Raw genomic sequence first — 13,456 nt, 5'->3', positions numbered from 1 at the left:
AATATTTTAAAAAAGGTGAACGAAAATGATTACTCAAAAAGAGATAGCAAAACAACTGGGAATAAGCAGGACTACAGTTGCAAGGGCAATAAATGGAAGTCCCTTAATCAAAGAAGAGACAAAAGAAAAAGTAATGAAACTTATAAAAGAGATGAAGTATGAAAAAAATATCATTGGAAGTTCACTGGCTATAAAGAAAAATAAAAAAGTTTATTGTCTTGTTATAAAATCTAAAAATGAATTTTATACTCAGGAAATAATTCGTGGTCTTAATGAAGCAGCAAGAGAGTATAAATCATATAGTTATAGAATGGAAATAATAACAACTGATATTAATGATTCTCAAAGCCAGTTGGACACATTAAAAAAGGTACTTGAGTATGACGATATAGATGGTCTTATAATAACACCTCTTGAAAAAGAGAAAGCATATTCAATGATAGAGCCTTATCTTGAAAAAATTAAAGTTGTATCTTTAGGAATAAGATTAAATGATGACATATATCATGTCGGTCCTGATCATGTAAAACAAGGAAGAATAGCAGCTAGCATAATGAATATTATGCTAAGAAAAGGAGAAAAGCTTCTTATAATAGATAATGGAGATGATAAAATTTCTTCTAAGATGTATCTAGAAGGTTTTCTTGAGAAAGCAGGAGAAGGAAAAGCTGATATAGTTGGTCCTGTAAAAGGTGGAGGACTTGAAAACAGTATAGAAATTATAAAAAAACTTTCTTCTGAACAGGAGATAGATGGTATTTATATAAATAGATATGCTCAGGATATATATTCTAAAATACCTAAAAAGTTTTTAAAAGATAAAAGAATTGTAGCTTCTGGAATAAGTGAGCAAGTTAAAAAAATGATAAGAAATGGCATAATAACAGCAACTGTAATGGAAGAAATTTCTGCTGAAGGATATATTTCAGGGAAAAGAATGTTTGAACTTCTATATAAAGGTGCAGCAGGAAAAGAAAAGTGGGAAATTTCAAAATCTCATATAATTTTTCCTGAAAATTTAAATGATTAGAGTATCAAGGAGAAAAAATTGAAAATAGTAGGTATAGATATTGGCGGTACAATGATAAAATACGGTCTGCTTTCTCTTGAAGGACAGATTTTAGAAAGTGGAGAAACTGCAACAGAAGCAGAAAGAGGAGTTGAAGTGCTTTTTGACAAAATATGCAGTATTGTGGAAAAATATTCTGGAGAAGAAATTCTTGGAATAGCAGTGTCAGGTACTGGTCAGATAGACGGAAGTATCGGAAAAGTTGTTGGAGGAAACGAAATTATTCCTGGATGGATAGGAACAAATCTTGTGGAAAGAATAGAGAAAAAATTTAATCTTCCAGCAGTTTTAGAAAATGATGTAAACTGTGCAGCTCTTGGAGAAAAATGGCTTGGAGCAGGAAAAGGGCAGAATAATTTTGTTTGTCTTACAATAGGAACAGGTATAGGAGGAGGTATTGTTTTAAATGGAGATATCTTCAGAGGAGATACTTGTGTTGCAGGAGAGTTTGGTCATATTCAAGTAGAAAAAAATGGTGTACAGTGTTTATGCGGAAAAAAAGGGTGCTATGAGAGATATGCTTCTGCTACAGCTCTTGTAAGAATGGCAGAAGAAAGAACTGGAGAAAAATTAAACGGAAAAGAAATTTTTGACAGAGAAAAAGCAGGAGAAGCTGTTTTTGTCCAACTTATAAAAGACTGGGTTGATTATTTTACAGATGGGCTTAGCACTATTATATATATTTTTAATCCTTCACTTGTAGTAATTGGAGGAGGAGTCACAAAGCAAGGAGATTACCTTCTTGATAAAATAAATGAAAGTCTTTCAGAAAAGTTAGGAGTAAATTTCAAAAAAAATCTTTCAATAAGATTTGCTGAACTTGGAAATAATGCAGGAATGCTGGGAGCAGAATATCTTCTTCTTAGAAAGACAGGAAGAATAAATTAAAAAATGGTTGACAAAAGAAGATAAAAGAGTTATTTTAAAAACATAAATGTTCACGAGAACAAAAAATGTCAAAAAACATATAAGGAGATGGAAAATGATATACGGTGAAATTAAAGATTTAAACCAGTACAGAGGAATATCTGCAAACTTAGATAAAGCAATTGATTACATTTTAAAAGGAGAATATAAAAAAGGAACTCCAGGAAAAAATGTTATTGATGGTGATACTCTTTATTTTAATTATCCTCAATGTGCAATGACAAAAGAACTTAAAGATGGATTTTTAGAAGGACATAAACAATATATAGATATACATGTTGTTATAGATGGAGAAGAAAACTTAGGATTTGTTCCTCGTCCTGAAGTAGTTATAAAACAGGAATATGATGAAGCAGGAGATTATGAACTTTATGAAGGAGAAATAAAAAATATTTTTCACTTAACACCTGAAAGATTTATAATGTTTTTCCCTGAAGAGCCTCATGCAGCTCTTTTAAAAGTAGGAGAAGTAAAGCAAATTACAAAAGTAATTTTTAAAGTTTTAGTGTAGTTAAGAGAAAAAAATTATTATTAATTATTTTTAAAAAAGAGGGGATATTTAATGAACAGATTAGAAAAAGTTAAAGGTAAATTAATAGTTTCTTGTCAGGCACTTCCTGATGAACCTTTACATAGTTCATATATAATGGGAAGAATGGCTTATGCAGCTTATACAGGAGGAGCATCAGGTATAAGAGCAAATACAGTTGCAGATATAAAGGAGATAAAGACAACTGTTAATCTTCCAATAATAGGAATTATAAAAGAACAATATGGAGATAATAATGTATATATTACACCTACAATGAAAGAGGTTGATGCTCTTATGGCAGAAGGTGTAGATATTATAGCAATAGACGGAACTAAGAGAGAAAGACCTGATGGAAAAACTCTTGAAGAACTTATGAAAGAAATAAGAACTAAATATCCTAACCAATTATTTATGGCAGATATTTCTTGTGCAGAAGAAGCTGTTGAATGTGAAAGATTAGGATTTGATATTGTTGGAACAACTCTTGTAGGGTATACAGAATATACAAAAGGAAATGATCCTTTAACTGAACTTGCAAAAGTTGTGAAAGCAGTAAAAATTCCTGTGATAGGAGAAGGAAATATAGATACTCCTGTAAAAGCTAAAAAAGCTTTAGAAATAGGTGCTTATGCTGTTGTTGTAGGAGGAGCTATAACAAGACCTCAGCAAATTACAAGAAAATTTGTAACTGAAATGGAAAAATAAAATAAAAAAACGGACTGTTAAATTTTAAGCAGTCCGTTTTTTATAAAATATTATCTTCTTATAATAGCATCAGCTACAAGAGCAGCTCTTTTATTTTGAAGAACATCATGAACTCTTACAATATCAGCTCCTCTTTCAATACCAGCAACAGTAGTAGCAACTGTTCCTTCAGCTCTTTCTTTTGGAGGAAGACCATTAAGAAGAGTTCCTATAAATCTTTTTCTAGATGTTCCAAGGAGAATAGGAGCGATATCTCTTATTTCACTCATTCTATGAAGAACCTCAAGATTTAGGTTTATATCTTTTCCAAATCCTATTCCAGGATCAATTATGATTTTATTTCTTGAAAGACCATTTTCTTCAGCTATATTAAAAGTTTTTTCAAAAAATTCCCTCATAGAAATCATAATATCTTTTTCATAATGAGTTCCATTTTGGTTATGCATTGCAACAACAACAGCATCATATTTTGCAGCAACAGCTGCCATTTCACCATTGTCCCATTGAAGTCCCCACACATCATTTATTATATGAGCACCATTTTTCATAGCTTCTTCAGCAACTTCATATCTGTATGTATCAATGGAGATAATAGCATCAAGTTCAGAAGAAATTCTTTTTATTACAGGAATAACTCTTTCCATTTCAAGTTCAATTGAGATTTCTTCATGTCCAGGTCTTGTTGACATTCCTCCTATATCAATGATATCAGCTCCTTGCTCAATCATTTCTTTAGCTCTTGCAACAGCAGTATCAATGTCAGTATAATCTCCTCCATCTGAAAATGAATCTGTTGTAACATTTAAAATTCCCATAATAAGAGTTCTTTTTCCTATTTCTATTGTTTTATTTTGTGAGTGAAGTATCATAAGTAATCAGTTCCCCTTTAAAAATATTATTGTTCATATACATAAGAATTATTTATTAATTTCTTTTTCAAGAAGTCTTTTAAGTGTTCCCACAGTTTTTCTTTCAAGAGGGTGCACAAGATTGGGAGCTATTTCACAAAGAGGCTCAAGAACAAACATCCTTTCACAAATCCATGGATGAGGAACAGCAAGATTTTTATCTTGAATAATTTCATCATCAAAGAAAAGGATATCAAGGTCAATTATTCTTGGTCCCCATTTTATAATTCTTTTTCTTCCCATTTGAAGTTCAATGTCTAAAAGTTTTTCTAAAAGTTCCTGAGGAGTAAAAAGAGTTTTTACTTCAAGGCAGGCATTTAAAAACATATCTTGATCAGTATACCCGAAAGGTTCTGTTTCAACTATTGTACTTTGTGCAGTTACTTTTGTATTTTCAAGATTTCCTATTTTTTCAATAGCTTCAAGAAGATTTTTTTTCTTGTCTCCCATATTTGTTCCTAAAGAAAGATAAGCTGTATGCCATTTTCTAGTGATTTCAACAGCTACAAAATCAAAATGCTTTCTTATTGGTGCCCATGGTTTTTTTACTGTAATTTTTACTTGTGAAATAAGAGGATATTTTGTAAGTATCATTTCAGCAATTTTTTCTGCACAAGTTTCAATTAAATCAAAAGACCGACTTGTAAAAACCTTTTCAATATCATCAGCAACAAATCCATAGTGTGTTGAGGCATTAAGATTCCCTGTTTTTCCAGCTTCTCTTGTATCTGTTATCATTTCAACAGAGATTATAAATTTTTGTCCTAGAAATTTTTCTTCTTTAAAAACTCCATGTTCTGCTATTATTTCCAGATTTTCTATAATAATTTTATCCATTAATATCTCCTGAGTTATTTTTAATAAGAGTTAAAACTTCCATTCTTTTAAGAGAATCTTCTGCAAAAATTCCTTTTGTTCCAGTAGTGATAATTTTTGCTCCTGGCTTTTTAACTCCTCTCATAGTCATACATGTATGCTCTGCTTCAATAAGAACATAGACACCTTTACATTTAAGTCCTTTATAAATTGTCAAAGCTATCTGTTCTGTCATTCTTTCTTGAAGCTGAGGTCTTTTTGCATATGTTTCAATAACTTTTACAATATCTCCAAAACCTACAATTTTTCCATTAGGTATATATGCAATGGTTACTTTTCCAAAGAAAGGAAGAAAATGATGTTCACACATAGAATAAAAGTTGATATTTTTTTCTATTATTAAATCGTTGTTTGGAACATCAAAAGTATTCTGTAAAAACTCATAGGGATTTACATACATTCCTGAAAAGAATTCTTTATAAAAATCCTCTATTCTTTGAGGTGTGTTTTCAAAAACTTCTTTATTTATATATTTTTTTTCTTTATCAAGATTTTCTAAAATATCCTGAAAAGATTTTTTTATACTCATACATATCTCCTTAAAAAATTATTCAATAATTTATTATACAATAAGAAACGGAATATAAAAAGAGTTTACTGAAAAGAAAAAATTTTTTCAATAAACTCAATGTACTTATAGATAAAAATAATATTATAATACTTTCTCAAACCAATTTTTTAAAATTTTTAAATCACTTTCTGTATGAAACCAATGTTCACTTTCATTTGAGATTAAAATGTTACAGTTAAATTTTTCAGCAAAATTCATAATAATATTTTTTTCACAGAGATTATCTTTTTCGCCATATAAAATATGAGTAGAAATATTCCAAATTGTAATTGGATTTTCTTTTACATAGCAGTAATAGTCCCAATATAAATTCTGTCCTATTGGTGTTGATATAATTTTTTCTTTTTCAAGTCTTTCTTCTGAAACATCAAACCACAACATCATATTTTTTATAATTTTTTCCATATCAACAACAGGAGACAAAAAGAAAGCATTTGAAATATTTTCATTTTTAAAAGCAAGAAGAGAGAAATATGCTCCAATACTGTTCCCAAAAATAGAAATATTTTTCCAGTGAAGTTTAGCATATTCTATAATTAAAGAAAGTTCTTTTACACATTCTTGAACTTTACAGAGAGTTTTTTCATTTTTTCTTTCTCCATGTTCAGGAAGGTCAAAACTTAAAATCTGATAATTTTTTTGATTTCCTGTTTCAGCTAAGATTTCTATTGGTACATCTTCTTTGTGTGACATATTTCCATGAATAGCTATTATTATTTTTTCTGAATCTTCTCCCCATAAAACAGCAGGTATATTATTTATTTTAAAAAATTCTTTTTTCATTTTTACCTCTTTTATATCAGTAAATTTATTATTGATAATATGTATTTTATTATTTTAAATCAAAGCAGACATAATTTTTTATTAATTTTTTCCTTTATTGCAGAAACAGTTTCTTCAACAGAAAGATTTGTTATGTCTATAATATGGGTTTCGTAAATTCCTAAATTGTTAAACTGCTCCCACATGATTTCTACTAATTGAATATTTATTTTACGATTTAATTTTTTTCTTTCAACAGCCCGTTTAAGAGTTTCTTTTTTATCCGCTCTTAATATTATATAATGAACTTCGTAATTTTCTTTTGCAGTTTTTATCCACGGCTCTAAAAACCAAGGTCCTATAATTCCATCTACAATCACATCATAGCCTCCACAGACAAATCTTTTTGCACTTTCTAAAAAAGCCTCAATAACAATAAGATTTTGTTCTGCTGCTTCTGGCAAATATGGAGTTTACCAAATAATGATAAAAATCATCTGTATGAAGATGTATAGATTTTTCTAAATCTGACTTTTGAGATATAATTTGTGCTGTCGTTGTTTTTCCTGTTCCTGAAGTTCCTGTAATTATGACTATTCTTCCTTCTTTCATATTTATTCTCCCTTTTTTATTTATTCTATCATATAGAAAATTTATAGTAAATTTAATCTCTTTTAAAAAAGTTTTTTCTGACACATAATTTGTAATCTATAATAAAAAAAGCAGAATGTTAATCAAATAAACACTCTGCTTTTTTTATTATAGAGAAAGTTCTTCTTTAACAGTTCCTGTTACATCAAGAAGTTTTATTTTTGCATCATCAATATAGAAAACTTCAAATATAGGATTGTCAGCACTGTGATAAATATTTTTAATCATAGGAATGTTTACACATTCTTCTCTCATTTTTCTATCTTGTGTAAAAACAGCTTTTCCGCTTATTCTTATCCATGTAAAATCTTTTGCAGATGTAGAGATTTCAATATATGGATTTTTTTTCATTTCTTTATAAACTTCTTTTTTATTATTTGTACAGAAAAATAATTTTCCTTCTTTTTCTAAAAGGAACATAAATGGACGGCATTTTGCTTTTCCTTCAGTTCCTACTGTTGCAAGATATTGAACAGGATTTTCTCTTAAAAATTTTACAGCTTTTTCAATCATAAAAATTACCTCCAAAATATTTTATTTGCAATGCTCTCTTATTAAGAATATAATATATCTATAAGGAAAAAAAGTAAAGTAGGCACTATTTTGTGCTGTAGGTACTAAAAAGATACTATTGTAAAAATATGGAGGAAAAGATGAAAAAAGATTTGCCTATGTGTCCTGTTGAAGTTACTCTTATGCTTATAAGTGATAAATGGAAAGTTTTAATTTTAAGAGATTTGATGGAAGGGACAAAACGGTTTGGAGAATTAAAAAAATCAATAGGAAATATTACACAAAAAGTTCTTACAGCAAATCTTCGTTCTATGGAAGAAAGTGGGCTTTTAACAAGAACTGTTTATGCAGAAGTTCCGCCAAGAGTTGAATATACTTTGACAGAAGTAGGATACAGTTTAAAAATTGTAACAGATGCCATGATAAAATGGGGAACAGAGTATAAAGAAAAATTGGAAAAATAAAATTATTATTGATGATATACATAAAAAATACAGGAGGGGTTATGTTTAAGCAGAATACCTTTTCATCAGATAATTTATACAGAGGGTCTCTGCCTTTCTTTCTCTCTGATGAAAAAAAAGGAGTTATCCTGTTAGCATCTTCAAATAAAAATATAGAGGATTATTATTATACTCTTAAAGATTTTTATAATGGAGAAATTATAAAAATAGATGATTTTGAAGATGAAAATGATGAATATAAAAAAAATTATGCTCTTTTAGATTGTCTTAAAAATAAAAAGAAATTTATAATTCTTGTGTCTCTTCAAGGAATAATGAAAAAATATGTAAAAGATGGAGAGAAACTTTTTTTTGAAAAAGGAAAAGAGATAAGTAGAAAAGAATTGGAAGAAAAACTTTTAAATAGTGGATATAGAAAAAATTATCTTGTAGAAGAAAGAATGGAGTATTCTCTAAGAGGAGATATTTTAGATATTTTTCCAATAAGCAGCGAATTCCCTTATAGAATAGAATTTTTTGATACAGAGGTAGAAAGAATAACAGAGTTTGATTTTTATACTCAAAAAAGCATTGAAGAAAAAGAAAATATTTATATGTATATAAACAAAAATAAAAATGAAAAATTTTCTTTTTTTGAAATTATAAAGGATTTTGAAAGGTCAATAGATAAGTTATATATAGAAAATACAGAAATTTTAAGATATAAGCTGGAAGAACAAATTTTAAAAAATAGAGAGGAAGAAGAAGAGTATAGAAATATTTTTAATAAAGCAGTCTCTCTTTTTACTCCTATTGAAACTAAAAGGCTTGATTTTGATGAAATAAGAAAATTTGAAGATCTTGAGGTTATAAAAAAAGAAAGTAAGAAACGAAAAATTTTAATTCTTTCAGAAGAGAAAAAAAGATATGATGAAATTTTTGGAGAATATAAAAATATAGAAGTAAAAAAATATCCTCATTATGAAGGATTTTATGCTGGAGATGTTCTTGTTCTTACTGACAGAGAGATAAAAGGGATAAGAGTAAAAAAAGAAGTAAAAACAAGAGGTGGAATTAAATATGAAAATGTATCTCAAATAAGAGAAGGAGATTATATTATTCATGAAAATTTTGGTGTAGGAAAATATTTAGGAATAGAGATTATAGATGGAAGCGATTATCTTAAGATTCAATATGCAGGGGAAGATAAATTGTATGTTCCTACAGAAAATCTTAATAGAATAGAAAAATATATTTGTGATCCTGGAAATGTTCCTGAAATATACAATCTTGGAAGAAGAGGATTTAAGCGAAAAAGAGAAAAACTTGAAAATGAAATGAGAGAGTTTGCAAAAGAGCTTATTGCTGTTCAAGCAAGGAGAAAATCAGCTGTAGGCTATGCTTTTTCAAAGGATACTGTATGGCAGGAAGAATTTGAAGAAGGATTTCCTTATACAGAAACCAAAGATCAGCTTGAAGCAATAAGAATGGTAAAGAAAGATATGGAATCTGATATGGTTATGGATAGAATTATCTGTGGAGATGTTGGATTTGGAAAAACAGAGGTTGCAATGAGAGCAGCTTTCAAAGCAGTTATGGATGGGAAACAGGTTCTTATAATAACCCCTACAACTGTTCTTGCTGATCAGCATTATGAAAGATTTGAAGAGAGATTTAAAAATTATGGAATAAATATAGCTCTTTTAAGCAGAATGAATTCTGGAAAGGAACAAGAAGAAATAATAAAGAGACTTTCTGGTGGAGGAATTGATATTGTAATAGGAACACACAGACTTCTTTCAAATGATATAAATTTTTTAAATCTAGGTTTAATAATAGTAGATGAAGAGCAAAAATTTGGTGTAAAAGCTAAAGAAAAATTAAAGAAAATGAAAGATAATGTTGATCTTTTAACTCTTACAGCTACTCCTATTCCAAGAACTTTAAATCTAGCTCTTTTAGGTATAAGAGATATCTCAGTAATAAAAACAGCACCACCAAATAGACTTCCTGTTGAAAATGTACTTATAGACAATAATAAAGATACAATAAGAGATGTGATAATGAAAGAGATAGGAAGAGAGGGGCAGGTATTTTATATTTATAATTCTGTTTATGGAATGGAGTATAAGGTAAAAGAACTTTCTAAAATTCTTCCTCCATATATAAAAATAGGGTATGCTCATGGAAGAATGCCTGCAAAACAAATAAAAGAGGTACTTCATCAGTTTGAAAATGGAGATACAGATGTTTTAGTTACAACAACTATTATAGAAAATGGAATTGATATAGAAAATGCAAACACTATAATAATAGAAGGAATTGAAAAATTAGGTCTTTCGCAAATTTATCAGTTAAGAGGCAGAGTAGGAAGAGGAAAGAAAAAAGCTTATTGCTATCTTGTGACAGAGAATGACAGAAAATATAATAAGAAAACTATTTTAAGAAAAGAAAGTATAGAAAATCTTGAAGGTCTTGGAGGAGGATTTAACCTTTCTCTTGAGGATATGAATATAAGAGGTGCAGGAGAAATATTAGGAGAAAAACAGCATGGAGCATTGGAGACTTTTGGGTATAATCTTTATATGAAACTTCTTCAAGAGGAGGTAGAAAGAATAAAAGGTGAGTATAGACCTAAATATGATATAAAAATTGATTTAAATGAACCTGCATATATTCCAAAAGAATATATTGAAGAATTTGAAAAAATTACTATATATAAAAGAGCAGTTGAAATGACAGAACTTCAAGATATAAGAAATCTTTTTGATGAAATAGAGGATAGATTCGGAAAAGCTCCTCAGGAAGTAAAAAATCTTTTTAGATTTTTAGAAATAAAAGCACAGGCTTTTAATTGTGGAGTGTCAGAAATAAAAAAAGAAACAAATGGATCTTATTATATGAAATTCAACAAAGATAGAATAATTCCTGAAAAAATTATTAGTATGATAACAACAGGAAAATGCAGATTAAGAGGAAAAGATGGGATAGAGTATTCTAAAGATATTACAGAGTTTTTTAAAGAGTACGAGGAGGAAAAAATTGAAGGAATTTTATAGATTAGTAGAAATAATGGATATTTTAAGAGGAGAAAATGGATGTCCATGGGATAAAAAGCAAACTCTTGAAAGCCTTAAACCTTCTTTTTTAGAGGAAGTTTATGAAACGATAGAAGCTATGGATATAGGTGGAGAGGAACTTAAAGGAGAACTTGGAGATGTTCTTCTTCATGTAGTTTTTCAGGCAAAAATATGTAAGGAAAAAGGAGAATTTGATATAGAAGATGTAGCACATGAAATATGTGAAAAACTTATAAGAAGACATCCTCATATTTTCTCAGATGTTCAGGCAGAGACAAGTGAAGAAGTTGCAGAAAACTGGGAAAAAATAAAAAGAGAAGAAAAACTTCATAAGAACAGAAAATCTGTTCTTGATGGAATTCCAAAAATTCTTCCGCCTCTTTTAAAAGCTGAAAAAATACAAAAAAAAGCTGCTTCATGTGGATTTGACTGGGATAATCCTGAAGATGTATTTAAAAAAGTTGAAGAAGAAATAAGAGAAGTAAAAGATGCTGTAAAAGAAAATAATCATGAACATATTGAAGAAGAAATAGGAGATCTTCTTTTTGCTGTAACAAATTATGCAAGACATCTTGGAATAAGCCCTTCAGAAGCACTAAGAAAATGCAATGAAAAATTTGAAAGAAGATTCAGATATGTTGAAGAGAGATGTGATATGAAAAATTCAGATCTTACGGAAATGGATTATTTTTGGGAAGAAGCTAAAAAATATGAAAAAGAGAAAAAAGAAAAATAAATTCATTAAAAAATCAAAAAGGTTATTGACTTATAGAAAAAATGAGGTATATATAATATAAAGGAGAACATATGAGATTAGATAAATTTTTGAAGGTAAGCAGAATTATAAAAAGAAGACCTGTGGCAAAAATTGTAGTTGATGGAGGAAAAGCTAAAATAAACGGTAAAACTGCAAAAGCCAGTACAGCTTTAAAAACAGGAGATATTTTAGAACTTGAATATTATGACAAATACTTTAAATTTGAAATTCTTGAAGTTCCAGAAGGAAATGTTCCAAAAGAAAAAAGTAATGATCTTGTTAAAGTTTTGGATAGCCGTGGAATAGAAGTGGATTTAAGCTCAGATAAGGAGATTTTGGAATAATTATGAAAGTGTCTGTAAAAAGCAATGCAAAAATAAATATAGGTCTTAATATAGTTGAAAAACTTCCTAATGGTTATCATAGTCTTGATATGGTAATGGTTCCTATATCTTTAAGTGATACTCTTAATATTAATTTTACAGGAAAAAAAGGAAAACTTTGTATTACTTCTAATATAAAAGACATTCCGACAGATGAAAGAAATATTCTTTGGAAGGTTTATAATGCTTTTTATGATTTTATAAAAAAAGATACAGATGAAGTAGAAGTATATCTTCATAAAATTATCCCTCATGAAGCAGGTCTTGGGGGAGGAAGTTCAAATGGAGCTTTTTTTCTGAGGGAACTTAATAAATATAGTGGAAATATTTTAAGTGATGAGGAACTTATAAAAATAGGAAAAAGTGTAGGAGCAGATATTCCCTTTTTTATAAAAAATTATCCATGCAGAGTAAAAGGTATAGGAGAACAGCTTGAAAAAATAGAAAATAATCTTAATTTAGATATAGTTCTTGTAAAACCATCTTTTGGCGTATCAACAAAAGAGGCTTATTCATATTATAGTATTTTAAAAAATAAAAAAGATGCAGATATAGATAAAATAAAAGAAGGGCTTAAAGAGAACAATCAGGAAAAAGTTGAAAAATTTTCAGAAAATATTCTTGAACAGGGGCTTCTTTCTTTAAATGAAAATATAAAATTATTCAGAAAAGAGTTAGAAGAAAAATGCAGTACCAGATTTTTTATGTCAGGAAGCGGGAGCTGTTACTATACTTTCTGTCCAAAGGGAGAGGGAGAGAAGTATGCCAGCTTATTGAAAACCAAGATAAGTAACTGTCAGATTTACAGCTGCAGTTTTTTATAAGGAACATCAATTACTAAATTAAAGGACGGTGCATTGAGACATGAAAATTACAGACATAAGATTGAGAGCGGTAAAAAGCGAAAACGAGGTTAAACTAAAAGCATATGCTGATGTTACTTTTGACGGAAGTTTTGTAGTTCACGGACTTAAAATTATTGACGGACAAAAGGGAATGTTTGTAGCTATGCCGTCAAGAAAAATGCCTGACGGAGAATATAAGGACATTGCCCACCCAATTACTCCTGAGCTTAGAAAAGAAATAACAGATACAGTTATTGCAAGATATACTGAAGTTATGGAAAGTGAAGGAGCACTTCCTGAAGAGGAAGCTGTTGAAGAATAAAAAAATATGAGGCTGCTTAATTTTAAGCAGTCTTTTTTTATTTCTAAGGAAATTATAAATTGATTTTATATAAAAATTTTTTAATTTTTTATATGAAAATAGACAAAAATAA

At 28.9% G+C, this 13,456-nt stretch carries 15 protein-coding genes and 1 pseudogene; 10 read left to right on the top strand and 6 right to left on the bottom strand.

Annotated features, from left to right (window positions below; genetic code table 11):
* Positions 1 to 25: 25 nt before the first annotated feature.
* The 4 genes from I6E17_RS05320 (at position 26) to I6E17_RS05305 (ending at position 3,233) form a co-directional block, all read left to right on the top strand.
* On the top strand, positions 26 to 1,030 hold the full coding sequence (locus I6E17_RS05320) for a LacI family DNA-binding transcriptional regulator (protein ID WP_235236033.1): 1,005 nt from the start codon (positions 26 to 28) through the stop codon (positions 1,028 to 1,030).
* A gap of 18 nt (positions 1,031 to 1,048) precedes the next feature.
* A complete protein-coding gene (locus I6E17_RS05315; RefSeq protein ID WP_235236031.1) occupies positions 1,049 to 1,957 on the top strand; it encodes an ROK family protein in 909 nt (302 codons plus the stop codon).
* 94 nt (positions 1,958 to 2,051) lie between these two features.
* Positions 2,052 to 2,507: a YhcH/YjgK/YiaL family protein gene (locus tag I6E17_RS05310; protein WP_235236029.1), complete on the top strand. Its 456-nt coding sequence runs from the start codon at positions 2,052 to 2,054 to the stop codon at positions 2,505 to 2,507.
* A gap of 51 nt (positions 2,508 to 2,558) precedes the next feature.
* Positions 2,559 to 3,233, top strand: a complete 675-nt coding sequence (locus I6E17_RS05305; protein ID WP_235236028.1) for an N-acetylmannosamine-6-phosphate 2-epimerase — start codon at positions 2,559 to 2,561, stop codon at positions 3,231 to 3,233.
* Positions 3,234 to 3,283: 50 nt separating this feature from the next.
* On the opposite strand, the gene folP is transcribed toward I6E17_RS05305, so the two are convergent.
* The 6 genes and pseudogenes from folP to I6E17_RS05270 form a co-directional block, all read right to left on the bottom strand.
* Positions 3,284 to 4,102, bottom strand: a complete 819-nt coding sequence (gene folP / locus I6E17_RS05300) for a dihydropteroate synthase (RefSeq protein WP_235236026.1) — start codon at positions 4,100 to 4,102, stop codon at positions 3,284 to 3,286.
* 48 nt (positions 4,103 to 4,150) lie between these two features.
* Entirely contained in the window at positions 4,151 to 4,978 is an 828-nt protein-coding gene (gene folK, locus I6E17_RS05295) for a 2-amino-4-hydroxy-6-hydroxymethyldihydropteridine diphosphokinase (RefSeq protein WP_176829331.1), read from the bottom strand.
* Positions 4,971 to 5,546, bottom strand: a complete 576-nt coding sequence (gene folE, locus I6E17_RS05290) for a GTP cyclohydrolase I FolE (RefSeq protein ID WP_235236024.1) — start codon at positions 5,544 to 5,546, stop codon at positions 4,971 to 4,973. The genes folK and folE overlap by 8 nt, the downstream gene beginning before the upstream one ends.
* Positions 5,547 to 5,669: 123 nt before the next feature.
* Positions 5,670 to 6,371, bottom strand: coding sequence for an alpha/beta hydrolase (locus tag I6E17_RS05285; protein WP_235236022.1), 702 nt, complete (start codon positions 6,369 to 6,371; stop codon positions 5,670 to 5,672).
* A 59-nt stretch (positions 6,372 to 6,430) separates the two neighbouring features.
* Positions 6,431 to 6,962 (bottom strand): annotated as a pseudogene (locus tag I6E17_RS05280) (AAA family ATPase).
* A 147-nt stretch (positions 6,963 to 7,109) separates the two neighbouring features.
* Positions 7,110 to 7,514, bottom strand: a complete 405-nt coding sequence (locus I6E17_RS05270; RefSeq protein ID WP_235236019.1) for a pyridoxamine 5'-phosphate oxidase family protein — start codon at positions 7,512 to 7,514, stop codon at positions 7,110 to 7,112.
* A gap of 140 nt (positions 7,515 to 7,654) precedes the next feature.
* Here I6E17_RS05270 and I6E17_RS05265 point away from each other — a divergent pair, with 140 nt between their 5' ends.
* The 6 genes from I6E17_RS05265 to spoVG all read left to right on the top strand — a co-directional run bounded on the left by I6E17_RS05265 (position 7,655) and on the right by spoVG (position 13,344).
* On the top strand, positions 7,655 to 7,978 hold the full coding sequence (locus I6E17_RS05265; protein ID WP_235236018.1) for a winged helix-turn-helix transcriptional regulator: 324 nt from the start codon (positions 7,655 to 7,657) through the stop codon (positions 7,976 to 7,978).
* Positions 7,979 to 8,019: 41 nt separating this feature from the next.
* Entirely contained in the window at positions 8,020 to 11,016 is a 2,997-nt protein-coding gene (gene mfd, locus I6E17_RS05260; RefSeq protein WP_235236017.1) for a transcription-repair coupling factor, read from the top strand.
* A complete protein-coding gene (gene mazG / locus I6E17_RS05255) occupies positions 11,000 to 11,773 on the top strand; it encodes a nucleoside triphosphate pyrophosphohydrolase (RefSeq protein WP_235236016.1) in 774 nt (257 codons plus the stop codon). The genes mfd and mazG overlap by 17 nt, the downstream gene beginning before the upstream one ends.
* Before the next feature lie 71 nt (positions 11,774 to 11,844).
* Entirely contained in the window at positions 11,845 to 12,138 is a 294-nt protein-coding gene (locus tag I6E17_RS05250; protein WP_176829327.1) for an RNA-binding S4 domain-containing protein, read from the top strand.
* 2 nt (positions 12,139 to 12,140) lie between these two features.
* Positions 12,141 to 13,001 carry a 4-(cytidine 5'-diphospho)-2-C-methyl-D-erythritol kinase gene (gene ispE, locus I6E17_RS05245; RefSeq protein WP_235236014.1) on the top strand — a complete coding sequence of 287 codons (861 nt, stop codon included), beginning with the start codon at positions 12,141 to 12,143 and terminating at the stop codon, positions 12,999 to 13,001.
* Positions 13,002 to 13,041: 40 nt separating this feature from the next.
* The gene (spoVG, locus tag I6E17_RS05240) at positions 13,042 to 13,344 is read left to right on the top strand and encodes a septation regulator SpoVG (RefSeq protein WP_176829325.1); all 303 of its coding nucleotides are present in this window, start codon (positions 13,042 to 13,044) and stop codon (positions 13,342 to 13,344) included.
* The last annotated feature ends 112 nt before the right edge of the window (positions 13,345 to 13,456 follow it).

It is taken from the genome of Fusobacterium perfoetens, assembly GCF_021531595.1.
Classification (GTDB): Bacteria; Fusobacteriota; Fusobacteriia; order Fusobacteriales; family Fusobacteriaceae; genus Fusobacterium_B.
This window is presented reverse-complemented; position numbering and strand designations above follow the sequence as displayed.